Source organism: Rhizobium sp. FG113, assembly GCF_057809895.1.
The window spans coordinates 256,602-278,594 of sequence record NZ_JBMDKV010000004.1; the positions used below are offsets into that span (position 1 = coordinate 256,602).

Here is a 21,993-nt window from a genome sequence, read left to right on the forward strand (position 1 = left end):
ATCATGGAACAACAGGCAACCGACGTAATCGTGGCAACCCGAACGGCTCTGAGCCAGGCGAGCGCGCTTGCGGTCCAATATTCATTCTCCATCCTCGGCGCGCTCATCCTGCTGGTGCTTGGCTGGTTGATGGCGAGCTTCGTCAGCCGCTGGGCGTTCGAGGGGATTTCGCGGGTTCGCGGCATCGACGAGACGCTGGCGCGTTTCTTCACCAATGTCCTACACTACGCGCTGCTGATTCTGGTGTTTATCACCGTGCTCGGGCAATTCGGCGTGCAGACGGCCTCGATCATCGCGGCTCTTGGTGCTGCAGGCTTGGCCATCGGCCTCGCACTGCAGGGTACGCTGCAGAACATCGCTGCGGGCATCATGCTTTTGATCCTGCGGCCGTTCCGGGTGGGCGAGTATATCGCGACGGGCAGCGTCGCCGGCACAGTGCGTGAGATCGGGCTGTTCGCGACCGAATTCCGCACCGCCGACGGGCTCTATCTGCTGGCGCCGAATTCGACGCTCTGGAACACGCCGATCACCAATTACAGCCGCGAGAAGACGCGCAAGAACGATCTCACCATCAATGTGCGCGCCGGCGACGATGTCGATCTGGCGATGAAGACGTTGACGGATATCGCAACGGCCGACTCGCGGGTGGAGAAGTCGCCACAGCCGAAGACCTATATCGATGCGGTGACGTCGGACAAGATCACGCTGACGCTGCGCTATTGGGCGAAGACCGGCGAATGGGACGATGCGCGCCGCGAGATTCTCGGCCGGGTGAAGGCGAGCTTCGACGAAAAGGGGCTGCCTATCCTTTAAAAGGCGGCCGCCAGGCTGGCGGCCACCCCTATCTCTGCCACGGCAGGGTGAATGCTACTTGATGACGGCGCATGCGAGCCTAGCGCCGGCATCACCAGCCGGCTGGCTGCGATAGTCATCCGAGTTTTCGTGAATCATCAGGGCGCGGCCGCGGATGCCGTTTTCCTTGCCGTCGAGCGTCACCATGCCATCGAAGACCTGCGCTCTCAGCACACCGTCCTGCCCGACATACTGGTTCGGCATATCGCCGGCATGCGGACCCTTGGCGGCGAGCAGACCGTGCTCGGCCTTGGTCGGGTTGAAGTGCTTGCCGGCAGATTCGTGATGGCTGGCGGCATCGCATTTGCCGGTTTCGTGGACGTGGAAGGCGACCCACTTGTTAGCCGGAAGGCCGGACACTTCAAGCTCGATCAAGACGCCACCAGCAGCCGCGGCCGTCAATGTGGCGCGGCCATCATCCTTGCCGTCGGCGCCGACGAAATTGGCCTGCGCGGTCTGCTTGTCCTGCGCGACAGCAACGGTCGAAAAGGCCGCGACGGTCGCGAATGCTAGAGATAGAAGCCGTTTCATGCTGTTTCCCTCCTGTGAGCCCTCATTCAGAAACGCGTGCGGCGTGCCGGTGTTCCAGCATAGAGCGCAAAGAAAAAGCCGACCAACCGGCCGGCTTCTTCTTTGATCAATTCATGAGCGAGCAATCAGGACGCGATGTCGAGATCATACTGGCCATAGGTGTTCCGATAGAGAACATTGGCCGAGTTTGCCTGGCTTTCATAAGTGGAACTCAAAGCACCGGACTGGCGCGCGCCCATCATGAATGCGAGGACGCCGTTCGACAGCTTGGGTGCTTCCTGGGTGCTCTGGGACTGGCTTGCAACGGACAGGATTCCCGGCTTCTCATCAGCCGCACGCTCACTACGGCTCAACACGCCGTCACTGTTGGAATCCAATCTCGAAAGAGTGCCGAGATACGCGTAGGACGTATCAACTGCAGACGAAATACGGTTCATACAAACCTCCGTTCACCGCATTACCGATGATGTTTGTACGCAATACGAATAGGGAAAAATCAGAACTAAGCCGGTGGATAAACTGATTTGCGAGGCCGGTCAATAAGTTGTTAATGCCGTATTAACCATGATTGACAAATTCTGACACTCTGATCGCGGCTAGAGTAGCCCGATCCTCCGGTCACTCCACCTGAGCGACGCATGGATAAATATAGCGGGAACCATATATCTTTTTGTGAAACAACCAAATATTAATGCGACTAGGAGATTATGCCGGCCAAATTTAGAGCATAAAAACAATCTTAGATTGCATATTTATTTTGCTTCAAACGCTTCAGGAATGCCTTCGCATGTTGCCCATGCCATACGGGATCCGAACCGCCGGACAATCAACCCGCCGCTCCAACATGCTGGTAGGCACCGGAGAGGAGAGCAGCGGCTATGGAAGCTGAAGCGCTGTTCAGGCGCCAGTGTGCCGCGTCCCTCAATGAAGACGGCACCACCGACGGACAACGACTCGTGAGACTCGTTATCGACACCTACCGCGAGCAAGCCGGCAGCATCCGCAGCCTCGAGCGCCAAGCCAACCTGACCCTTGAAGAAAACGAGGCGCTGCAAGTCCTCCTCAACCAGGCAAACCGAAGCCTGACTGAGCAAAGCCAGCTTCTTGAGATCGTCCTCAATCACCTGCCGCTCGGCCTGTGTATTTTCGATTCGGAACAACGGCTCATCGTCTCGAACATTCGCTTCCAGCAACTGTTCGGGCTGGAGGCGGACGACACGCGGGCGGGAACATCGATCAGCTCGCTGATTGCCAAGATTGACGGCCTGGAAAAGCCGGAGGTGAGAGCCGCCACCCGCGAGGGCCGTGCCGACGGCGGACGCATACGCCGCCGCGAATGGGAGATGAATGACGGCCGCATCATTCAAAGCGTCGTTACCGTGCTTCCCGATGGCAGCAACATCTCCATTCATGCCGACATCACCGATGACCGAAAGGCGGCAGAGCGCATTGCGTTTCTGGCGCACCACGACCCCCTCACCGGCCTGCCCAACCGCATCCGGTTCCGTGAACAGCTGGATATGGCGCTTGGCGCGCGCAAGCCGGACGATCAGATCGCGCTTATCCACCTCAACCTCGACCGCTTCAAGTCCGTCAACAACACGCTTGGCGTTTCGGCGGGCGACAAGATCCTGCGGCAGGTTGCCGATCGTTTGCGCGCCCTTGCCGGCAAGAGTAACATTCTCGCGCGCCTGGGATCCGATGAGTTCGCCATTCTGCAATGCGGGCGAGAGCAGCCGTGGAATGTCATGGCGCTTGCCGATCAGATCAGGCGCGAACTCTCCGAACCTTTCTTCCGCGGAGAAAAGGCGGTGGAGCTCAGCGTTTCCATGGGCATAGCCGTCTGCCCCAAGGACGGCACGGAGACCGAACTGCTTCTGAAGCATGCCGGCGTGGCGCTTTCGCACGCAAAGAGCGGCGGCAGACGCGGCGAGCGCTTCTTCAGCTCGGAGATGGAAGCGCAGCTCGAAGCGCGCCACGCCCTTGAGGCGGATCTGCGCAGGGCGGTTCACAACGAAGAATTCGAGCTTCACTATCAACCGCTCTATGACATGGCCGAACGTCGTATCTGCGGTTTCGAAGCCCTGCTCCGCTGGAGCCACCCGACCCGTGGCCGGATCGCGCCGATGGAGTTCATTCCGTTGGCCGAAGAAGTTGGGCTTATCGTCGATATCGGACGATGGGTGCTCAAGCGCGCTTGCACCGACGCTGCCACCTGGCCCGCCGATATCAAGGTCGCCGTCAACGTCTCGGCCATCCAGTTTATCTCCAGTGATCTGGAGGAGGATGTCTCGGCCGCGCTTGCGGCATCCGAGCTTGCGCCGGAGCGTCTGGAAATCGAGATCACCGAGAGCGTCCTTATGGAGAACCGCGACGAGGCGCTGCCGATCCTGCATGCGCTTCGCCAGCGCGGCATCCGTATCTCCATGGACGATTTCGGCACCGGCTACTCGTCGCTCAGCTATCTGAGCAGCTTCCCCTTCGACAAGATCAAGATCGACAAATCCTTCGTCAACGATATCGTCGACAACAAGGAAGCCTTCGCGATCATGCGCGCCATCATTCTGCTCGGCAACGCGCTCGGCATGCGGGTTACCGTGGAAGGCGTGGAGACGGCGCAGCAGCACGACCTGCTGGCGCAGGAAGCCTGCGACGAGATACAGGGCTATCATATCAGTTCGCCCCGCCCAGCCTTTGACGTGCCGCAGTTGCTCGCGGGGTCGCAACGCAGTGGCAAAGCCCAGGCGGTGTGAGCCGCATTGCGACTCGTCACCGCCCGCTCTAAGAGAGGCGATCTCCGTCTACTCCTGGTGCGCACATGAAAGAGGCTCAGGCCTTCCGTCCCTACGAAACGCTCGCTGAAGCGCTCATCCCGCATTCGCACGAGGGCGACGACGGGTCGCATGATCTCGCGCATATCCTGCGGGTGTTCAAAAACGCCATGCGCATCCAGGTGAGCGAAGGCGGAAACGGCCGCATTCTTGCCGCCGCGGTCCTGCTGCATGATTGCGTGGCCGTCGAGAAGAGTTCACCGCTCAGAGCCCAGGCATCCGCGCTTGCGGCGGACAAAGCCTCTGGGGTGCTGGCCGGGCTTGGATGGTCGAAGGAGGACATCGCCGCCGTCGCCCATGCGATCCTGACGCACAGCTTCTCGGCCAACATCGCGCCCGAGACACTGGAAGCGAAGATCTTGCAGGATGCAGACCGGCTGGATGCGATCGGCATGGTCGGCGCGGGGCGTTGCTTTTACATCGGCGGGCGCATGGCGTCGTCGCTTTACGACCCGCTCGACCCGGCTGGAAACGATCGACCGCTTGACGACCGGCGCTATGTCATCGACCATTTCCAGACGAAACTGTTCAAGCTGGCCGATGGTTTCAAGACGACGGCTGGCCGGGCGCTCGCGGCGGAACGCGACAAGAGGCTGCGGGATTTTCTCGACGCCTTCATGGACGAAATCTAGGAGGACTTACATGCGCGTCAGCGATCTCTTCATCTATCCGCTCAAGAGCGCGCGCGGCATCGCGCTTCAAAGCACCGAGATCGATGCCTTCGGCCTGCCCGGAGACCGGCGCGCGATGCTGATCAATCCGGATGGGAGCTTCATTACCCAGCGCGGAATGACGGATCTGGCGCGGCTCGACGTTCGACAGGAAGCCACGGGCTTTCATCTCGGCATGAACGGTGAGACCCTGTTCGTCCCCCTGCCCGATGGCATCAAGCGCATCGATGTCTCGATCTGGAAATCGATCGTCAATGCGGCTGTTGCCGACGACCACTCCAACCAGGTTCTCTCCCGCTGGTTCGGTCGCGAGCTCAAGTTCGTGTTCTTCGACGACGACGCCAATCGCATCGCGAGCCCGGAATGGGCGGGCGACGACACGCCGGTGACGTTTGCTGACGGCTACCAGATCCTGGTGACCACGACAGGGTCGCTGAAGGCGCTCAACGCCGATATCGAGGCGCATGGAGAAGGCAGCGTCGGCATGGAGCGGTTCCGGCCGAACATCGTCATCGACACGGACGAAGCCTGGCCGGAGGATCGTTGGGCGGCCATCGAGATCGGCGGCATCCGCTTCGATCTGGTGAAGCCGTGCGCGCGTTGCATCATGACCACGCAGGACCAGCAGACAGGCTCGCGCGAGGTCGCCAACCCGATGCCGGCGATGGGCCGCATCCGCATGTCGGCAGACCGCCGTGTCCCCGGTCCGCTGTTCGGCTGGAACGTCACGCCGCGAGCAGCGGGCGCGATTGCGATCGGCGATACGGTGAAGGTGCTCGACGAACGGCCGGATGGATGGGCGTTCAAGGTGCGCAAGCGCGCCTGAATTTAGGCTAAGCAGCGGCGGGCTTCAGCGCCTTGAGCGCGGCCTGCACGAAGCCTTCGCGGGCCGTCGACGGTTCAAGGCCGCGCGGCTCGTAGACATGGCGGTGCAGGAAGAAGGCCGTCAGGCGAAATGCCTCGGACAGGCTGTCGAAATCGGCGGCCTGCCGCTTTTCCACGGATAGAAACGCCGGCAAGGCAAACATCCTGTCGGCCCAGGGCGCGCCGGCGTCGCGACTGACCGCGCGACCCGACTTTGGGGAGACGTAGGCCAGATCGGCGCGGGTGCCGGTGGCTGCGCATTCGTTGAGATCGAGCCCAAAACCGAGATCGTTGAGCACGGCGAGCTCGAAACGAACGAATAGCTCGCCCGCATCGGCTGGATTGTCGAGATTGTCGAGAATGACTTCCAAGGCCTCGAAGAGATGCGGATGCGGATCGCGCTCCGGCAGAAGCCTGAGCAAGGCGCCCATGGCCTGCACGCCGTAGACCGCGGTCGCCGTTTCCATCAGCCGGGCGGCGCGCAGCGTGAGAGGCTCGATCTTGAACTCTCCCATATGCTCATCGAGACGCGCGCGCCAGGTGACCTCAACCTCATTGCCGGGCTGCAGCACCGGCTGCATGGCGCGCGAACGCCCGGATCGCACCATGCCCAAGTGACGGCCACGATCCGGCGTCATCACCTCGGTGATGACGCTTGTCTCGCCATGGCGCCGAACGCCAAGAATGATTGCACGACCTTGCCACTGCATTAGAAATCGACCTTCACACCACGCGCTATCCTAACGCATGGCGCGAGCCCTGTCATGAAAGCCGATCAGGCCTCGGAGGGGAAAAGCCGGCGCAGGAAGTCCCGCATCGCGTCTTCGTCGAACGGTTTGACGAGGAGCGGCCTGTTTTGCAGGTCTTCGGGGAAATCCAGCGTGTCGGAGTAGCCGCTGACGAAGCCGAAGGGGATTTCGGCGGCGACCAGCCGGCGGGCGAAATCGAAGCTCATGACCTCGCCGAGATTGACGTCAAGCAGGGCGAAATCATAGTTGTCGGCCTGGATCGCCTCATTGGCCTGCTCGACGCTATTGCAAATATCGATGGTCTCGACACCGACGGCACGCAGAATGTCTTCCGCCTCCATCGCGATGATCAAGCTATCCTCGAGAACCAGAACACGTCTCGCGACCATGATCAGAAAGCCCTCTTCCGGGCGCCGCTCTCGACGCACCATGTATCCCAAAATCGCATCTCTACCCCTGACAACCCACGGCCTCAGCCGAGAATTTCACGCCGCCTATGCTTGATAGCCGCTTTTTCAGTCCCGGTCGATATTAGCGAATCTCGACACAAGAATGGCTCGTGCTGGACATTAGGGTCCGGCCCTGGAATTTGCATTTAAAAAAGACATAGATAGAACCGCTTAAAGGAAGGGGCGCACTCTCTCGTCGAGCCCATCCCAGGCAGCAATTTTGGCGAGCGTTTCGCCATCCAGCACCTCGCAGGCGCGTTCCTGCCAGCGAATGAAATTGCGCGAAGCGAGCTTTTTCAAGGTCTTGTTGGTGTGCACGATCGAGAGGCCGAGCGTGTCGGCGATGTGCTGCTGGGTGATCGGGATCGCGCTGTGGCCGTTGAAGAGATTGAGCTGCTTGCCGCGCTGATAGAGGAAGGCGATCAGGTAGGCGGCGCGCTCCAGCGCCGTTCGACGGCCAATGCTCAGGAGGTGCTCGTCGAGTATCCGCTCTTCCTGCGCCGCCATCCAGGTGATGTCGAAGGCGAGCGACGGATGCTTGTTGTAGAGCGTCATCAGCTTGTCGCGCTCGAAGACGCAGAGCGAAACCGGCGACAGTGCCTCGATCGAATGCTGCATCTCGCCCATGATGGTGCCCTGGAGGCCGATCAGATCGCCGGGCATGATGTAGTTCAGGATCTGTCGCCTGCCGTCTTCGAGCGTCTTGTAGCGGAAGCCCCAGCCGGTCAGCACGGTGAACAGGTGCGCGCTATGAGCGCCTTCAACGAGGATCGTGGCGCCTGCATCGGCCGCCAGTTCACCCTTCTTGAACTTTGAAATGAAGCCCAGCTCGTCGCCGGTGAACTCGCGGAAATGCGGCAGCGGCCGCAAGGGACACTGTTCGCAGGGTGTCTTGAACGAATGCGTCGGCCGTGATGTCGCCATGCGTGTCCCATAATCCAGAAAAAGCGGCGCCCCGAAATCGAGACGCCGCCTTTAAAGAACTCATCACTTGCAGCTTTGTTCCATCGACCCTTGGATTTTTCCAAGGAAACGAGGGACTTGCGGGGTCGTCGCGCCGCTTACTGGCGCGGGAATTCCAGGCCCATTTCGCGGAAGCGCTCGGGATCGTCGCCCCAGTTCTCGCGCACCTTCACGAAGAGGAAGAGGTGGACGGTCTGCTCGAGGATTTCAGACAGTTCCTTGCGCGATGCGGTGGAGATCGCCTTGATCGCTTCGCCATTCTTGCCGAGAGCGATCTTCTTCTGGCTGTCGCGCTCGACGTAGATCACCTGTTCGATACGAACGGATCCGTCCTTGCGCTCTTCCCACTTTTCCGTCTCGACGTGCGAGGCATAGGGAAGCTCCTGATGAAGGCGCAAAAAGAGCTTCTCGCGGGTGATTTCGGCGGCCAGCTGGCGCATCGGCAGATCAGAGATCTGGTCTTCCGGATAATACCACGGTCCCTCGGGAAGCGTCTTGGCGAGGTAGTCCATGACGTCGTCACAGCCCGAGCCGTTTTCGGCCGAGATCATGAAGGTCTGGTCGAAAGCGACGTATTCGTTGGCGGCCGAGGCCAGCGCCAGCAGGTCCTCGCGCTTGACGCGGTCGATCTTGTTGAGAGCGAGGATCTTGCGCTGCGGCACGTCCTTCAGGCTCTCAAGGATCTTCTCGGCATCGCCGCGCAGGCCACGCTCGCTGTCGATCAGGAGCATGATGATATCGGCATCCTTGGCGCCGCCCCAGGCGGAGGTGACCATGGCGCGATCGAGCCGACGACGCGGCTTGAAGATGCCAGGCGTGTCCATGAAGACGATCTGGGCGTTGTCATGGGTGGCGATGCCGCGGATGACGGCGCGCGTCGTCTGCACCTTGTGGCTGACGATCGAGACCTTGGCGCCAACCAGGCGGTTCAGCAAGGTCGACTTGCCGGCATTGGTCGGCCCGATCAAGGCGACGAAGCCGGAATGCGTCGGGCCAGCGGGTTCAGCGGCGCTATCCGCGATGTCGTGTTCTTCGGTCATTGTTCCCGTCAATTTCCGGCAGACGATTTCTGCCAAATGCCTTCGCGTTCGAGCATCTTCGTTGCGGCCACCTGCTCGGCGGCACGCTTGGAGCGCTCGACGCCCGTTTCCGGCTTCACGCCGGCGACTTCGACCGTCACCGTGAAGCGCGGATCATGATCCGGTCCGGTGCGTTCTTCAACCCGGTAGTTTGGCGTCACGCCGAATTTGGCATGCGACCATTCCTGCAGTTCCGTCTTGGCGTCGCGCCTCGCGCCATCGGCGCGCACCGCCCGCTTTTCCCAATACTTCAGGATGAAGTGGCGCGCGACCTCAAGGCCGGCGTCGAGATAGATCGCGGCGATCAGGCTTTCGACGACGTCGGCGCGGACATTCATCATGCGCTTGCCGGTGAGCTTCTTCACGTCGGCACCGGTGCGGATGTAGAGATGCAGGCCAAGCTCGTCGGCCACTTCGGCGCAGGTGTCGGCGCTGACCAACTGGTTCAGGCGGACAGACAGCTCGCCTTCGGTTGCCGTGCCGAAAGTCCTGAAAAGCATCTCGGCGACACACAGGCCAAGGACCCGGTCGCCAAGAAACTCAAGACGTTCGTAGTTCGCGCCCTTCTGGGTGCGGGCGCTTGCATGCGTCAGTGCACGATCGAGGCGCTCCTTCTCGGCAAAGACATGGCCGATCAGCGCCTCGAGCTTTGTTCGGTCAGCCGCCGAAAGCGTCGGCGACTTGGTCATTCAACGCCCTTGAACAGTCGATCCCAACGCATGTTGGAAGGCCACTTCCAGATTTCGCGGAAGGAGGTGTCGTTGCCGAGCGAGAAGAAGATGACGCTGGCGCGGCCAACCAGGTTTTCGGCAGGTACGAAACCGACGTCGAAGCGGCTGTCGAGCGAGTTGTCGCGGTTGTCGCCCATCATGAAGTAGTGACCTTCGGGAACGATGAACTCGCGAGTGTTGTCGCCGCGCGATACCGGAGACTGGTCGAGCGTGTCGTAGGTCACGCCGTTATCGAGCGTTTCGCGGAATACCGGAACGTCCTGGCCCGGATCCTGCGCGTAATCGGAATTGAACGTACCATCCGGCACCTTCGGAACAGCCTTGCCGTTCACGTAAAGCACGCCATCCGTCACCTGGATGTGGTCGCCGGGGAGACCGACGAGGCGCTTGATGTAATCGACCTCAGGGTTCGGTGGGAAGCGGAAGACGACGACGTCGCCGCGCTTCGGCTCGCTTGCGAAGATGCGGCCGCTGAACAGGTTCGGCGAGAACGGCAGCGAGTATTTCGAATAGCCGTAAGCGAACTTGTTGACGAAGATATAGTCGCCGACGAGAAGCGTCGGCATCATCGAGCCCGAGGGAATGGTGAATGGCTGGAACAGAACCGTGCGGATGACCATCGCCAAGACCAGTGCCTGGACGATGACCTTGATGTTCTCCCAGAGGGCGTTCGGCTTGGCTTGAACTTTTTCGGACACGCAGTTCTATTCCTTCAGAGCGCCAAAACGGCGCAAGTCTTTAATCGGTTCTGTGTAGCGGCTTCGGCTGATTGCGGCAATGCCACGAACATTAAAAGCGGGACATGTAACAGTCTGTTGCTCTGCAGTCAGTCGCTCAGCGGCAGGGCCTCGATGATGACGAAGGCCTGGGCCAAGGGATAATCATCTGTAATTGTCAAATGGATGGCGGCGCGGTGCCCTGAGGGCAACATCTTCTGCAAAATCTCGCCGGCGCCGCCTGTCAGTTTCATCGTCGGCTTGCCGCTCGGGAGATTGACGACGCCCATGTCTTTCCAGAAGACACCCTGGGCGATACCCGTACCCAAAGCCTTGGAGCAGGCCTCCTTGGCGGCGAAGCGCTTGGCGTAGGAGGCGGCGCGGTTGGCGCGGCGGTCGGATTTCTGCTGTTCGATCTCGGTAAAGCAGCGATTGGTAAAGCGCTCGCCAAATCGCTCCAGCGACTTCTCCACGCGCCTGATATCGATGAGATCGCTGCCGATACCGATAATCATACTGTTTCCTCGAGCGAAACGGGCTCAGCGACGCGCAGTCGGGCGCGCTCGAGCAGGCGGGCGCGGCGGCGCCCCTGGAAGCCCCTCACCGTGTAGAATGTCGCGAAGTAGATGGCCACGGCGGTGACGGCTGCCGGCGGCAGCGAACCGATCAGCATCGGCTCCAGCACCGGGCGCCAGAGCTCGCTGAAGTGCAGCTCGTGAAAGAGTGCGGGAAGATCGACAGCGTTGCCCTGCATCGTGTCCTTGCGGCTCAGGAGCAGGTGCCCGATTTCCCAGGTCGTTCCCCAGATGAAGGGATAGGTCAGCGGATTGCCGAAGGCCGCGCAGCCGAGAGCGGCGGCCACCATATTCCCTGACAACAGATAGGTGATGACGAAGGCCATGATGAAATGGACGCCGATGAACGGGGTCCAGGACACGAAGATCCCGGCCGCGACGCCAACGGCCACCGCATGTGGCGATGCCCTCAGGCGAAGCACGCGCATCACGAGATAGCGCGGGGGCCTCAAGAATCCCTTTCGCGGCCAAAGCAGCTCACGCAGCTTTTCACGAAATCCAGCGGGTTTCCGACGACGAAATAACATGGCGCGTATGTAGTGCATGCCGCACAGGCCTGACAAGAGCGCCAGACCTCCTCAGTCGCTATTTGATGTGCGCCGACTGAGTATCTACCGGGGCGTAACTCAAACGCCCCTTCCCACTTGCAAATCCGATAACCGATTAACGGCTACGGAACAGACCACGGTCAACCTGACGCTGGCGGTATTCGAGATCGATACGGTCGAACGAGCCGTTCAGGTATGCGGTTTCGCGTTCTTCAGCGCTCGGAGCGCGCAGGGCACGAGCGAACTTCTTGATCGGTGTAAACATTTGGATGCCTCTTTCTTTCGGTCACTTGTTGATGACCAGAAGATAGGCGGGCGGGCGCCTTTTTACCAACGCTCTAATACTCAGTCAGCCATGCGCCAAACGCATATCTAGCCCCTCATCTGCGACAATTTGACCATAAAACGATCACATATTGTGCAAACTGGGTGCAGTTGCGCCCGCTTTACTCGTAAAGCCGGCGCACAGTCGCAACACAATCCAGCTCATTCAGCTGTGCAAGCAATTGATTCAACTGGCGAAGATCCCAAACTTCCACATCAAGCGCCATCTCCGTGAAGTCGGTGGCGACGCGAACCGTGTTGAAGACACGGATGTTGACGTCGACATCGGCGACGGTGCGGGCAAGCTTGGCGAGCGTACCGGGCTCGTTCAGCGCATTGACCAGAATGCGGGCCATGAAGCGCGACTTGTTGGCCTCGTCCAGATCCCAGCGCACATCAATCCAGCGATCGGGTTGCTCGTCGAAGCGCTGCAGCACCGGCGACTGGATCGGGTAGATCGTGATGCCCTTGGCGTTTTCGGTCGTGTTGGTGATACCGACGATGCGATCGCCGGGGACGGCGCCCGTCGGGGCGAACTGCACGTCGATATTGCTCGAGATGCCACGGATCGGCACGGCCTCGGCATCGCCCAAGGCTTCAAGACCGTTCGGCGCATGCTCGGTTGCCTTGCCCTTATCCGGAATCTTGAAGATCATGCCGGTGGCACTGCGGACGTTGAACCAGCCATCGTCACCCGAGGGCTTCGAGGTGATGCGCTCTTCCTGGTGATCGGGGTAGACGGCGCGCAGCACGTCGAGCGACGACATCTCGCCGCGGCCGACCGAGGCAATCGCGTCCTCGACATCCTTCTGGCCGAGACGGTGCAGCGCCGGCTTCATCGCCTCGCGGGAGAAGACCTTGCCGGCGCGATCGAAGGTGCGCTCGAGAATGCGGTGACCGAGGCCGGCATATTGCTTGCGGATGGCCATGCGGGTGGCGCGGCGAATGGCGGCGCGGGCCTTGCCTGTCACGACGATCTCTTCCCAGGCCGCCGGCGGCACCTGCACGCCGGAGCGGATGATCTCGACCTCGTCGCCATTCGCAAGGCGGGTGACGAGCGGCATGATGCGGCCGTTGATCTTGGCGCCAACCGTGGTGTCGCCGATATTCGTGTGGACGGCGTAGGCGAAGTCGATCGGGGTCGCGCCGCGCGGAAGCGCAATCAGCTTGCCCTTCGGCGTGAAGCAGAAGACCTGGTCCTGGAAGAGTTCGAGCTTGGTGTGCTCCAGAAACTCTTCCGGGCTATCACCTTCGGCCAGCGCCTCGATCGTGTGGCGGAGCCAGGAATAGGCGTTGGATTCGCGCGAGAGGATGTCGCCATCCGCATTGGTGGCACCGTCCTTGTAGAGCGTATGGGCGGCGATACCGAACTCGGCGATCTCGTGCATCCGCTTGGTGCGGATCTGCAGTTCGATGCGCTGGCTAGACGGGCCGACGATGGTGGTGTGCAGCGAACGATAATCGTTCTGCTTCGGCGTAGAGATATAATCCTTGAAGCGGCCGGGGACGACGCGCCAGCGGGTGTGAACGATGCCGAGGCCGCGATAGCAGGACGGAATATCGTCGACGATGATGCGGAAGCCGTAGACATCCGACAGCTGCTCGAAGGAGAGCGACTTCGACTGCATCTTGCGGAAAACGGAGTAAGGCTTCTTCTGGCGACCCTTGACGTAGGCATTGGTCAGGCCGTTGGCGACGAGCAGGTCGCGCAGCTCGGTCTCGATCTTCTTGACCAGGCCTTCGTTGCGCCGCGACAGCTCCTCGAGCCGCTTGGTGACGGTATCATAGGCCTCGGGATTGATGTGGCGGAAGGACAGGTCCTCCAGCTCCTCGCGCATATCCTGCATACCCATGCGGCCGGCAAGCGGCGCGTAGATATCCATCGTCTCTTCGGAAATGCGGGCGCGCTTTTCCGGCGACATATGGTCGAGGGTGCGCATGTTGTGCAGGCGGTCGGCCAGCTTGACCAGCAGGACGCGCACGTCGTCGGAGATGGCAAGCAGCAGCTTGCGCAGGTTTTCGGCCTGCTTGGCCTTCTTGGTGACGAGATCGAGCTTCTTGATCTTCGTCAGGCCCTCGACGAGGCGGCCGATGTCTTCGCCGAAGAGTTCATCGATCTCGGCGCGGGTCGCAGTCGTGTCTTCGATGGTGTCATGCAGCAGCGCAACGGCAATCGTCGACTCATCGAGATGCATATCTGTGAGGATGGCGGCGACTTCGAGCGGGTGGGAGATATAGGGATCGCCGCTAGCCCGCTTCTGCTGCCCATGCTTCTGCATGGCATAGACATAGGCTTTGTTGAGCAGGGCTTCGTTGGCGTCGGGCTTGTATTTCTGAACCCGCTCCACGAGCTCGTACTGCCGCATCATGCCGAAACCACTCCATCACAAAAGAAAAGCGCGCCAATCACAGATTGGCGCACGTGATACTCAATCATATGCCGAAGCAATAATGGCGCAAGATTGACGATTAGTAATCGTCGCTCTTTTCCGGCGGCACGAGGCCTTCGATACCGGCCAGAAGCTCTTCTTCCGACATCTGGTCGAAGGTGATCGTCTCCGGAGCGTCTTCCTGCTCTTCGCCATCGGCAGCAGCCGCGGTGGTGATGAGGCTTGCCGGATCGGGCTCGGGCTCGTCGACTTCGACGTGCTTCTGCAGCGAATGGATCAGGTCTTCCTTCAGGTCGTCGGGAGACAGCATCTCGTCGGCGATCTCGCGAAGGGCGACGACCGGGTTCTTGTCGTTGTCGCGATCGATGGTGATCGAGGCGCCCTGGGAAATCAGCCGGGCACGGTGGCTGGCAAGCAGAACCAGCTCGAAGCGGTTCTCAACTTTGTCAATGCAATCTTCTACTGTGACACGGGCCATTGCCTGTCCTTTACGGTCGGGATCTCGGGATTAGCACGGCGATACAATTAAAAGCAGGCGAATTCAAGTTTTTAGTGAAGGAGCCGTTCGAGCCTGTGGGAACTTTCTAATTTTAGAGGTTTCCACTAAAAGTTGCTTGGAATATGCCGAATCCTGCCCTAAATCTGACTTATATGAATAGTTCATAAAGTAAGAATTGTTCTGAATTTTTCAGATAACCCATTGTTTTCGTGGGCTATCTGCAGCCGCATATTAGATTACTCAAAGTGGATTGGTACGCGATGTTCGACCCGCGAGAAAAAATTGCACTTTTCATTGATGGCGCCAATCTCTACGCGGCGTCCAAGAGTCTGGGCTTTGATATCGACTACAGAAAACTTCTGAAAGCCTTCCAGAAGCGCGGATATCTGCTGCGCGCCTATTATTACACGGCCCTGATCGAGGACCAGGAATACTCCTCGATCCGCCCGCTGATCGACTGGCTGGATTACAACGGCTACAAGGTCGTGACCAAGCCGGCCAAGGAATTCACCGACTCCATGGGCCGCCGCAAGATCAAGGGCAACATGGATATCGAGCTCGCAATCGATGCCATGGAGCAATCCGAAACCGTCGATCACCTTGTGATCTTCTCCGGCGACGGCGATTTCACGACGCTGGTCGAGGCGCTGCAGCGCAAGGGCCGGAAGGTCTCGATCATCTCGACGATGGCGACCCAGCCGCCGATGATCGCCGACGATCTGCGCCGTCAGGCGGATCACTTCATCGACCTCTTGTCCCTGAAGAGCGAAATCGGCCGCGACCCGTCCGAGCGCCCTGCCCGTCCGGTCGAGCCTGCTGCATCCACCGACTTCGAAAGCTGAGGCGAGCAACCAATGCTCAAAAAGAAAACCGCGGCAATTGCCGCGGTTTTGATTCAGGCCGCCATCTAATCAGCCATTGTCCTTGAGAAGCCGGCTCTTCTGCCGGTTCCAATCGCGCTCTTTTTCAGACTCGCGCTTGTCGTGCAGCTTCTTGCCCTTGGCGAGCGCCAGCTCCATCTTCGCGCGGCCGCGATCGTTGAAATAGATCTTCAACGGGATGAGCGTCATGCCTTCGCGATTGATGCCGGCGCGCAGACGGTTGATCTCGCGGCCCGACAGCAACAGCTTGCGGCGGCGGCGCGGCTCGTGGTTGAAGCGGTTGGCCTGCAAATATTCCGGCAGATAGGAATTGATCAGCCAGATCTCGCCACCCTCGTCCGACGCATAGGATTCGGCGATATTGGCCTTGCCCTCGCGCAGCGACTTAACCTCGGTGCCCATCAGCACCAGGCCAGCCTCGTAGGTATCGACGATCTCGTAGTTGTAGCGCGCCTTGCGGTTTTCGGCGACGATCTTCTTGACGACGCGCTGGCTGCCTTTGGGGGCCATGACAAATTCCAATTTCTCGGGGGCGCGATATCCGCGCCCGCACTTCTCGGCTTTATGTAGAGGCGCGGCCCATCTTTGTGAAGGCCGCGCGTTTTATCGGTTCAGCAGGCTATCAGTTCAGAAGGCCGGCATGGCGCAGCGCTGCATCGAGTGCCGCTTCCGTGCTTGCCTCCAGCGAGGAGACGAGCGGCGAGCGAACCGTGCGGTTCATGCCGCGGATCTTCGACAGGCCGTACTTGGCGCCACAGAGACCCGGCTCCAGGAAGATCGCCTTGTGCAGTGGCATCAGGCGATCCTGGTATTCGAGCGCCTTTGCAAACTCACCAGCCAGCGTCGCGGCCTGGAACTCGGCACAGAGGCGCGGGGCAACATTGGCCGTGACCGAAATGCAGCCGACGCCGCCATGGGCGTTGAAGCCGAGCGCGGTTGCGTCTTCGCCGGAGAGCTGGCGGAAATCCTTGCCGCAAGTGATGCGCTGCTCGGAGACGCGCTCGATCTTGCCGGTGGCATCCTTGACGCCGACGATATTGCCGTACGCCCTCGCAAGCGCGCCCATGGTTTCCGGCGACATGTCGATGACCGAACGGCCCGGAATGTTGTAGATGTAGATCGGCAGCTTGATGGCTTCCGCGATCGCCGCGAAATGGGCGTAAAGGCCCTTCTGCGTCGGCTTGTTGTAATAAGGCGTGACGACCAGGACAGCATCGGCACCAGCCTTTTCGGCGTGCTGAGCGAGTTCGACGGCTTCGCGAGTGTTGTTGGAGCCAGCGCCAGCCATGACGGGAACGCGCTTGGCGGCGGCCTCGATACAGAGTTCGACCACACGTTTGTGTTCGGCATGCGACAGGGTCGGGGATTCGCCGGTCGTTCCGACTGGAACGAGACCGCTGCTGCCTTCCTTGATCTGCCAGTCGACATGGGCGGCGAAGGCCGCTTCATCGACAAGGCCAGCATCGGTGAAAGGCGTGACGAGTGCGGGAATGGATCCCTGGAACATGCAGAACTCCTTACGACCGCAATCCATGCTTCGGCCGCATTCCTTGAATACGAAGGAGCGCACCATAGTGCGCCAAAAAGGGTCCGACAAGCGTACAGAGCTTCGTTGCAACAAATTCCGATCGCAAATGTGAATGAAATTGAAGGGCTTCGGTAAGGTTTCGTTAATATGCGTCCCAGCAAATGTATGGACGCGTTTCCATTGCGAGTATCCCTGATGAAGAGAGCTGTTCTGATCCTGTCCGCGCTCGGCCTGACGGCCGCCGCATGGGGCACATTTGCCGGGCAGCTCCCGGGCGAAGACGCGCCCGTTCCCGACGTTCGTCCGATCGGTTACATGCCGCAGACCTCGCTGCCGGAATCGATGACAACAGGCGCGATCCCGCGTAGCCAGGCAATCGCCCCCGTCAACAGCGACCTGAAGACCGGCCTCGACGCGCTCTCCGCCAAGGACCCGATGCAGGCAATCTCGATCCGCGACGGCATGGCGCAGGGCACGCTCGACCGACACATCCTGACCTGGGCGATCGCCGTCTCCGGACAAAAGGGCGTACCCTCGGTCGAGATCGCCACCGCTGCCCAGGAATTGAAGGGCTGGCCTGGGCTGGCAAAGCTCAGGATATACTCCGAACGTGCGCTCTATGACGAAAACCCCTCGCCTTCAGCGGTTCTCGCGGCCTTCGGCGAAACCGCTCCGGAAACGACGTCAGGCGCGATGATCCTGTCGCGTGCGCTTGTCGCCACCGGCAAGCAGCAGCAAGCGGCGAAATATATGCGCAAGGTCTGGCGCGGCGAGACGCTGGACAAGGCGACAGAAGACAAGATCCTGGCGGAATTCGGGGGCTTGCTCACCGTTGCAGACCACAAGGCGCGCATGGAATATCTCATGTATCGCAACCGCACGGCGCAGGCCAAGCGTTTCGGCGATCTCGGGCAGGCGCAATCGCTCTACAAGGCGTGGGAAGCCGTCGCCAATAAGGCGCCGAACGCGGGCGCGCTTCTTGTCGGCGTCGATGGCAAATGGAACGGCGATCCCGGCTATCTCTTCGCGCGCATCGAATATCTGCGCAAGCAGGAGAAGTATCCCGAGGCCGCCAAGCTTCTGCAGCAGATGCCGCGCGACCGCGACGAACTCGTCAATGCGGGTGAATGGTGGAACGAGCAGCGGATCGTCAGCCGTGGGCTGGTCGATCAGGGACAGTTCAAGCTCGCCTATGGCATCGTTTCGAAATACGCGGCAACGACGCCGACCGATATTGTCGAGGCCGAATTCCATGCCGGCTGGTATGCGCTGCGCGGGCTGCAGGACCCGACGACGGCGCAGACGCATTTCCGCAAGATCCTCGACTTCTCGAACGGCCCGATTTCCGTGTCGCGCGCCTACTACTGGATGGGACGCTCGGCAGAAGCGGGTGGTGCCGGCAAGGCCGCCGAGTTCTACGCCAAGGCTGCGAGCTATCCGACCACCTTCTACGGCCAGCTTGCCGGCGAGAAGCTTGGGCGCAAGACGATCAATGTCAGCTACCCCTCGCCCAGCCCGGCCGACCGGCAGCGCTATCAGGCGCGCGAGGCTGTGCAGGCTATCGCCCGCCTCGACGCAGCCGGCCATGGCTGGCGCGCGAACGCACTTTATCTTGCGCTCGGCGAGCAAATGCAGAGCCCGGGCGAACTCGCCATCCTCTCCGCGCAGGCCGAGCGCTCCGGCGACCATCATTTGTCGCTGCAGATCGGCAAGAGCGCCTATGCGCGCGGCGTTGATGTCGCGGCGCTGGCCTTCCCGATCGGCGTCATTCCCGGCACCGCCAACATCTCGGGCTCAGGCAAGGCACTCGCTTATGCCATCGCCCGGCAGGAGAGCGCCTTCAATCCGACGGCTGTCTCCATCGCCGATGCGCGCGGCCTGCTGCAGATCCTGCCCGGAACGGCCAAGGCCGTCGCCAAGCGCCACAACATCGCCTATTCCAAGGATAAGCTGACAGCCGATGCCGGCTACAATGCCACGCTCGGCGCGCATTATCTCGGCGAGCAGATCGACGCCTTCGGCGGCTCCTACATCATGACCTTCATCGCCTACAATGCCGGGCCGAAGCGTGTTCCGGAATGGATCGGTCGCTATGGCGATCCGCGCGGCAAATCGATCGATGCCGTCGTCGACTGGATCGAACGCATCCCCTTCCCGGAGACACGCAACTATGTGCAGCGGGTGATGGAGAATTACGAGGTCTACAAGGCCCGCCTCGGCCAGCCGGCCAGCATCCAGCAGGACCTGATCGGCGGACGTAACGCGTCCTAAAGCGCCGTTTGCCTGGCGGTGCAGCGCAGGTTAGTCTCTCTTCGTCAAGGCGGGGAGAGACGATGGACGATACCGACAGCCAAGCCTTTAAGGACCGGACTTTCATATCCAGCGATGGCCTGACGCTGCATCTGCGGGACTATGATCCAGGTCTCGCGGCGGCCGAAGGTCAGCTGCCGGTGATCTGCCTTCCTGGGCTAACCCGGAATTCGCGCGATTTCCACGCGCTGGCGCTGATCCTGTCGCGGGATCCGGTTGCTCCAAGACGGGTGATTGCTCTTGACTACCGAGGCCGCGGCCTCTCCGCCTGGGACGAGAACAAGTCCAACTACAATCTCGCCGTCGAAGCACGCGATGTCATCGAAGCCTGCATATATCTGAACATCGGCCGCGCCGCCTTCATCGGCACATCACGCGGCGGCCTGATCCTGCACCTGCTTGCGGGAATGAACCCTGATCTGGTGGCCGCGGTGGTTCTTAATGATATCGGCCCGGCCATCGAGGCTGGTGGATTGATGAAGATCCGCGACGATCTCAACGCCGCACGGCTTCCGAGCGATATGGAAGAGGCGGCCGCGCTGCTGAAGCTGCGGCATAGCGCCGAATTCCCTGCCCTGTCGGATAGCGACTGGGCGGAGATGGCGACGGCAATCTTTCGCGACATCGATGGTCAGTTGGTACCCGATGTCGATCCCGCGATTGCCAGGCAGCTGTTGTCCATCGATTTCACCAAGCCGGTGCCGGATCTCTGGGCGCAATATGAGCGTTTTGCACGCCTGCCTCTGACGGTGGTTCGCGGGGAGAATTCGGCGTTGCTTTCCGAGAACACGCTAACAGCGATGGCTGATAGCCATTCCAATCTCAGGATCGTTAGAGTTCCCGGCCAAGGCCACCCGCCTTTGCTGCATTCAGAGCCGGCACTCCAGGGCATCCGGACTTTTCTGACGGCGACGTAGCGCTCCGATCCGGACCTTCAGACGACAAGCTTTCCAGGGCAACTTGCACACCGCCAAGAATGCAAAAAGCCCGGTTCTTGCGAACCGGGCTTTCCTGATTAGACCAAAGTCAGATCAGATTAGAATGCACGCTGCAGACGGAAGTAACCGGTCCAAGCGTCGTCGTCGTTCGTTGCAGAAGCATGATCCTGCCACTGTACCGAAGCCTTGGCGTAGAAGTTTTCTACGATCTGGTAGTCGAGCGTTACGCCAGCCTTCCAGATGTCCTGGTCGGAGAAGTCGGTGACCGTAGCTGCGCCAGAACCGTTCTTGACGTTGTCGAAGTACTGAACAGCAGGGGTAATCTTGAACTTGTCGGTCGCCTGAATTGCGTATTCAGCAGCAACAGTCCATTCAGACTCTTCGAAGTAGGCGTTCGGGCCAGAAGCCCAAGCAGCTGCGAGGCCGAGGGTGCCCGGACCAACTGCAACGGTAGCCATACCACGAATTGCACCTTCTTCGGTGTCCGTGTCGTAGCCGCCGATCAGCTGGTAGCTGAATGCGCCAGCCTTGCCACCGATGCCAGCAGCGATACCAACGTCGTTGTTGGATTCACCGAGAGCCGAGTGGATGTTGCCTTCCAGCTCGTCAACCGAGATACCTGCGTAGAAGTCGCCGCTTTCGTACTGATAACGGATCGAGTTGTGCAGTGTGTCGTTCGAAGCGAGCGAGTCGGTTTCGCCAGAGAGGCCGTCGTCCCACCAGCTGTAGAACAGACCAGCGCGGAAGCCAGCGATGTCGATGTAAGCCGAGTCGAGGTACGAGCGCTGCGAAGAAGCGTTGTCAGCATCCGTCTGGAGAACGATAACGCCGGTCAGCGGGCCGTACTCGGTGTCGCTCTTTGCGGTGAACTGAACGTTACCACGGGTGAACGAATCCCAGTCAGAGCTGCCGTTAACGCCAGTGGCTTCATTACGGCCAGCGTTAACCTGGAAACGGATGTAACCTTCGATCTTCAGGCAGGTTTCCGTGCCCGGGATGTAGAAGTAGCCGGTGCCGTATGCGTCGCAAACGCGAACGTATTCTACTGCTTCCGGTTCAGCTGCAACAATCGCGTCAGCAGCCTGAGCGCCGGATACAACTGCCAGGGCAGCTGCGGAGCCGAGAAGTAGGCTCTTGATGTTCATATTGACCTCCAATTCAAAGTTTCAATCGGATCCGGGTTTTCGCCGTTTTGGCAGCGTTCCCTGCCCCGTCACCGTGTTTCAAGAAGTCGGACGATCAACCGCCCTCGCTTCCGAAGTTGAAAATACAAGACCCGGCCTGTCACGCAATCACCAACTTGTTCGATTGGGGGATTTACGACAGCCTTCCGTATGCGCTGTTGCTGAAAGGTCACAAATACGACATGCGGCCATTCCGTTTGTTTATACTTCGTTAAGAAAGCCCTGGTTTTGCGGGGGTTTAGTGCCAACCGACGCCACGGCGAAACCCGGCGATGTGCCACATTGGTACCGTTTTCCAGCCGGATTCGGCGGGATAGCCAAGGATTTTAGCAGGTGAATGAATAAGCGGCGTGACAGATCGGCAGAGACGCCTATGCGGA

General features: G+C 60.2%; 23 protein-coding genes. 7 read left to right on the forward strand and 16 right to left on the reverse strand.

Annotation, left to right across the window (positions count from 1 at the left end):
* Positions 1 to 3: 3 nt before the first annotated feature.
* Positions 4 to 813, forward strand: coding sequence for a mechanosensitive ion channel family protein (locus ACODTZ_RS14300; protein WP_112941358.1), 810 nt, complete (start codon positions 4 to 6; stop codon positions 811 to 813).
* Between the two features lie 54 nt (positions 814 to 867).
* Here the strand turns inward: ACODTZ_RS14300 and ACODTZ_RS14305 are convergent, their stop codons facing one another.
* Entirely contained in the window at positions 868 to 1,383 is a 516-nt protein-coding gene (locus ACODTZ_RS14305; RefSeq protein WP_489026475.1) for a superoxide dismutase family protein, read from the reverse strand.
* 125 nt (positions 1,384 to 1,508) lie between these two features.
* A complete protein-coding gene (locus ACODTZ_RS14310) occupies positions 1,509 to 1,820 on the reverse strand; it encodes a hypothetical protein (RefSeq protein WP_489026477.1) in 312 nt (103 codons plus the stop codon).
* Between the two features lie 441 nt (positions 1,821 to 2,261).
* Between ACODTZ_RS14310 and ACODTZ_RS14315 the strand changes: the two genes are divergently transcribed.
* The 3 genes from ACODTZ_RS14315 (at position 2,262) to ACODTZ_RS14325 (ending at position 5,711) form a co-directional block, all read left to right on the forward strand.
* Positions 2,262 to 4,136 (forward strand): putative bifunctional diguanylate cyclase/phosphodiesterase, encoded by a 1,875-nt coding sequence (locus tag ACODTZ_RS14315; RefSeq protein ID WP_489026479.1) that lies wholly within the window; start codon positions 2,262 to 2,264, stop codon positions 4,134 to 4,136.
* A 65-nt stretch (positions 4,137 to 4,201) separates the two neighbouring features.
* The gene (locus ACODTZ_RS14320) at positions 4,202 to 4,846 is read left to right on the forward strand and encodes an HD domain-containing protein (protein ID WP_489026481.1); all 645 of its coding nucleotides are present in this window, start codon (positions 4,202 to 4,204) and stop codon (positions 4,844 to 4,846) included.
* Between the two features lie 10 nt (positions 4,847 to 4,856).
* Entirely contained in the window at positions 4,857 to 5,711 is an 855-nt protein-coding gene (locus ACODTZ_RS14325; protein WP_489026483.1) for an MOSC domain-containing protein, read from the forward strand.
* A gap of 7 nt (positions 5,712 to 5,718) precedes the next feature.
* On the opposite strand, the gene recO is transcribed toward ACODTZ_RS14325, so the two are convergent.
* From recO to rpoZ, 11 genes are all read right to left on the reverse strand, one after another.
* Positions 5,719 to 6,459, reverse strand: a complete 741-nt coding sequence (gene recO, locus ACODTZ_RS14330) for a DNA repair protein RecO (RefSeq protein WP_112941364.1) — start codon at positions 6,457 to 6,459, stop codon at positions 5,719 to 5,721.
* Positions 6,460 to 6,524: 65 nt separating this feature from the next.
* The gene (locus ACODTZ_RS14335; RefSeq protein ID WP_489026485.1) at positions 6,525 to 6,887 is read right to left on the reverse strand and encodes a response regulator; all 363 of its coding nucleotides are present in this window, start codon (positions 6,885 to 6,887) and stop codon (positions 6,525 to 6,527) included.
* A gap of 231 nt (positions 6,888 to 7,118) precedes the next feature.
* Positions 7,119 to 7,871 carry a Crp/Fnr family transcriptional regulator gene (locus tag ACODTZ_RS14340; RefSeq protein ID WP_489026487.1) on the reverse strand — a complete coding sequence of 251 codons (753 nt, stop codon included), beginning with the start codon at positions 7,869 to 7,871 and terminating at the stop codon, positions 7,119 to 7,121.
* A gap of 137 nt (positions 7,872 to 8,008) precedes the next feature.
* Positions 8,009 to 8,950 carry a GTPase Era gene (era, locus tag ACODTZ_RS14345; protein ID WP_018898809.1) on the reverse strand — a complete coding sequence of 314 codons (942 nt, stop codon included), beginning with the start codon at positions 8,948 to 8,950 and terminating at the stop codon, positions 8,009 to 8,011.
* Between the two features lie 8 nt (positions 8,951 to 8,958).
* Positions 8,959 to 9,678 carry a ribonuclease III gene (gene rnc, locus ACODTZ_RS14350; RefSeq protein ID WP_111561073.1) on the reverse strand — a complete coding sequence of 240 codons (720 nt, stop codon included), beginning with the start codon at positions 9,676 to 9,678 and terminating at the stop codon, positions 8,959 to 8,961.
* Positions 9,675 to 10,418 (reverse strand): signal peptidase I, encoded by a 744-nt coding sequence (gene lepB / locus ACODTZ_RS14355; RefSeq protein WP_047513477.1) that lies wholly within the window; start codon positions 10,416 to 10,418, stop codon positions 9,675 to 9,677. The genes rnc and lepB overlap by 4 nt, the downstream gene beginning before the upstream one ends.
* Before the next feature lie 128 nt (positions 10,419 to 10,546).
* Entirely contained in the window at positions 10,547 to 10,951 is a 405-nt protein-coding gene (acpS, locus tag ACODTZ_RS14360; RefSeq protein ID WP_047513480.1) for a holo-ACP synthase, read from the reverse strand.
* Positions 10,948 to 11,538: a DUF2062 domain-containing protein gene (locus tag ACODTZ_RS14365; RefSeq protein ID WP_026283062.1), complete on the reverse strand. Its 591-nt coding sequence runs from the start codon at positions 11,536 to 11,538 to the stop codon at positions 10,948 to 10,950. Before ACODTZ_RS14365 ends, acpS begins: the two co-directional genes overlap by 4 nt.
* A 136-nt stretch (positions 11,539 to 11,674) precedes the next feature.
* Positions 11,675 to 11,824 (reverse strand): DUF3563 family protein, encoded by a 150-nt coding sequence (locus ACODTZ_RS14370; RefSeq protein WP_018898814.1) that lies wholly within the window; start codon positions 11,822 to 11,824, stop codon positions 11,675 to 11,677.
* A gap of 181 nt (positions 11,825 to 12,005) precedes the next feature.
* The gene (locus ACODTZ_RS14375; RefSeq protein ID WP_018898815.1) at positions 12,006 to 14,252 is read right to left on the reverse strand and encodes a RelA/SpoT family protein; all 2,247 of its coding nucleotides are present in this window, start codon (positions 14,250 to 14,252) and stop codon (positions 12,006 to 12,008) included.
* A 100-nt stretch (positions 14,253 to 14,352) separates the two neighbouring features.
* Positions 14,353 to 14,751, reverse strand: a complete 399-nt coding sequence (rpoZ, locus tag ACODTZ_RS14380) for a DNA-directed RNA polymerase subunit omega (protein WP_018898816.1) — start codon at positions 14,749 to 14,751, stop codon at positions 14,353 to 14,355.
* Between the two features lie 281 nt (positions 14,752 to 15,032).
* Between rpoZ and ACODTZ_RS14385 the strand changes: the two genes are divergently transcribed.
* Entirely contained in the window at positions 15,033 to 15,614 is a 582-nt protein-coding gene (locus tag ACODTZ_RS14385) for a LabA-like NYN domain-containing protein (RefSeq protein WP_047513486.1), read from the forward strand.
* A 69-nt stretch (positions 15,615 to 15,683) separates the two neighbouring features.
* Here the strand turns inward: ACODTZ_RS14385 and smpB are convergent, their stop codons facing one another.
* Both smpB and dapA read right to left on the reverse strand, forming a co-directional pair.
* Complete coding sequence (gene smpB, locus ACODTZ_RS14390) at positions 15,684 to 16,163, reverse strand: SsrA-binding protein SmpB (RefSeq protein ID WP_018898818.1); 480 nt, start codon at positions 16,161 to 16,163, stop codon at positions 15,684 to 15,686.
* A 112-nt stretch (positions 16,164 to 16,275) separates the two neighbouring features.
* Positions 16,276 to 17,160, reverse strand: coding sequence for a 4-hydroxy-tetrahydrodipicolinate synthase (gene dapA, locus ACODTZ_RS14395; RefSeq protein ID WP_489026491.1), 885 nt, complete (start codon positions 17,158 to 17,160; stop codon positions 16,276 to 16,278).
* A 216-nt stretch (positions 17,161 to 17,376) separates the two neighbouring features.
* On the opposite strand from dapA, the gene ACODTZ_RS14400 reads away from it, so the two are divergent.
* Both ACODTZ_RS14400 and ACODTZ_RS14405 read left to right on the forward strand, forming a co-directional pair.
* Positions 17,377 to 19,452, forward strand: a complete 2,076-nt coding sequence (locus ACODTZ_RS14400; protein ID WP_489026493.1) for a lytic transglycosylase domain-containing protein — start codon at positions 17,377 to 17,379, stop codon at positions 19,450 to 19,452.
* 62 nt (positions 19,453 to 19,514) lie between these two features.
* Positions 19,515 to 20,408: an alpha/beta fold hydrolase gene (locus ACODTZ_RS14405; protein ID WP_489026495.1), complete on the forward strand. Its 894-nt coding sequence runs from the start codon at positions 19,515 to 19,517 to the stop codon at positions 20,406 to 20,408.
* A 119-nt stretch (positions 20,409 to 20,527) separates the two neighbouring features.
* Here the strand turns inward: ACODTZ_RS14405 and ACODTZ_RS14410 are convergent, their stop codons facing one another.
* The gene (locus tag ACODTZ_RS14410) at positions 20,528 to 21,574 is read right to left on the reverse strand and encodes a porin (protein ID WP_489026496.1); all 1,047 of its coding nucleotides are present in this window, start codon (positions 21,572 to 21,574) and stop codon (positions 20,528 to 20,530) included.
* Positions 21,575 to 21,993: the final 419 nt, after the last annotated feature.

Excerpts from the sequence above, each read along its gene's own strand:
- ACODTZ_RS14300 (WP_112941358.1), top strand. The coding sequence starts at position 4 with ATGGAACAACAGGCAACCGACGTAATCGTGGCAACCCGAACGGCTCTG.
- ACODTZ_RS14305 (WP_489026475.1), bottom strand. The coding sequence starts at position 1,383 with ATGAAACGGCTTCTATCTCTAGCATTCGCGACCGTCGCGGCCTTTTCG.
- ACODTZ_RS14310 (WP_489026477.1), bottom strand. The coding sequence starts at position 1,820 with ATGAACCGTATTTCGTCTGCAGTTGATACGTCCTACGCGTATCTCGGC.
- ACODTZ_RS14315 (WP_489026479.1), top strand. The coding sequence starts at position 2,262 with ATGGAAGCTGAAGCGCTGTTCAGGCGCCAGTGTGCCGCGTCCCTCAAT.
- ACODTZ_RS14320 (WP_489026481.1), top strand. The coding sequence starts at position 4,202 with ATGAAAGAGGCTCAGGCCTTCCGTCCCTACGAAACGCTCGCTGAAGCG.
- ACODTZ_RS14325 (WP_489026483.1), top strand. The coding sequence starts at position 4,857 with ATGCGCGTCAGCGATCTCTTCATCTATCCGCTCAAGAGCGCGCGCGGC.
- recO (WP_112941364.1), bottom strand. The coding sequence starts at position 6,459 with ATGCAGTGGCAAGGTCGTGCAATCATTCTTGGCGTTCGGCGCCATGGC.
- ACODTZ_RS14335 (WP_489026485.1), bottom strand. The coding sequence starts at position 6,887 with ATGGTCGCGAGACGTGTTCTGGTTCTCGAGGATAGCTTGATCATCGCG.
- ACODTZ_RS14340 (WP_489026487.1), bottom strand. The coding sequence starts at position 7,871 with ATGGCGACATCACGGCCGACGCATTCGTTCAAGACACCCTGCGAACAG.
- era (WP_018898809.1), bottom strand. The coding sequence starts at position 8,950 with ATGACCGAAGAACACGACATCGCGGATAGCGCCGCTGAACCCGCTGGC.
- rnc (WP_111561073.1), bottom strand. The coding sequence starts at position 9,678 with ATGACCAAGTCGCCGACGCTTTCGGCGGCTGACCGAACAAAGCTCGAG.
- acpS (WP_047513480.1), bottom strand. The coding sequence starts at position 10,951 with ATGATTATCGGTATCGGCAGCGATCTCATCGATATCAGGCGCGTGGAG.
- ACODTZ_RS14365 (WP_026283062.1), bottom strand. The coding sequence starts at position 11,538 with ATGTTATTTCGTCGTCGGAAACCCGCTGGATTTCGTGAAAAGCTGCGT.
- ACODTZ_RS14370 (WP_018898814.1), bottom strand. The coding sequence starts at position 11,824 with ATGTTTACACCGATCAAGAAGTTCGCTCGTGCCCTGCGCGCTCCGAGC.
- ACODTZ_RS14375 (WP_018898815.1), bottom strand. The coding sequence starts at position 14,252 with ATGATGCGGCAGTACGAGCTCGTGGAGCGGGTTCAGAAATACAAGCCC.
- rpoZ (WP_018898816.1), bottom strand. The coding sequence starts at position 14,751 with ATGGCCCGTGTCACAGTAGAAGATTGCATTGACAAAGTTGAGAACCGC.
- ACODTZ_RS14385 (WP_047513486.1), top strand. The coding sequence starts at position 15,033 with ATGTTCGACCCGCGAGAAAAAATTGCACTTTTCATTGATGGCGCCAAT.
- smpB (WP_018898818.1), bottom strand. The coding sequence starts at position 16,163 with ATGGCCCCCAAAGGCAGCCAGCGCGTCGTCAAGAAGATCGTCGCCGAA.
- dapA (WP_489026491.1), bottom strand. The coding sequence starts at position 17,160 with ATGTTCCAGGGATCCATTCCCGCACTCGTCACGCCTTTCACCGATGCT.
- ACODTZ_RS14400 (WP_489026493.1), top strand. The coding sequence starts at position 17,377 with ATGAAGAGAGCTGTTCTGATCCTGTCCGCGCTCGGCCTGACGGCCGCC.
- ACODTZ_RS14405 (WP_489026495.1), top strand. The coding sequence starts at position 19,515 with ATGGACGATACCGACAGCCAAGCCTTTAAGGACCGGACTTTCATATCC.
- ACODTZ_RS14410 (WP_489026496.1), bottom strand. The coding sequence starts at position 21,574 with ATGAACATCAAGAGCCTACTTCTCGGCTCCGCAGCTGCCCTGGCAGTT.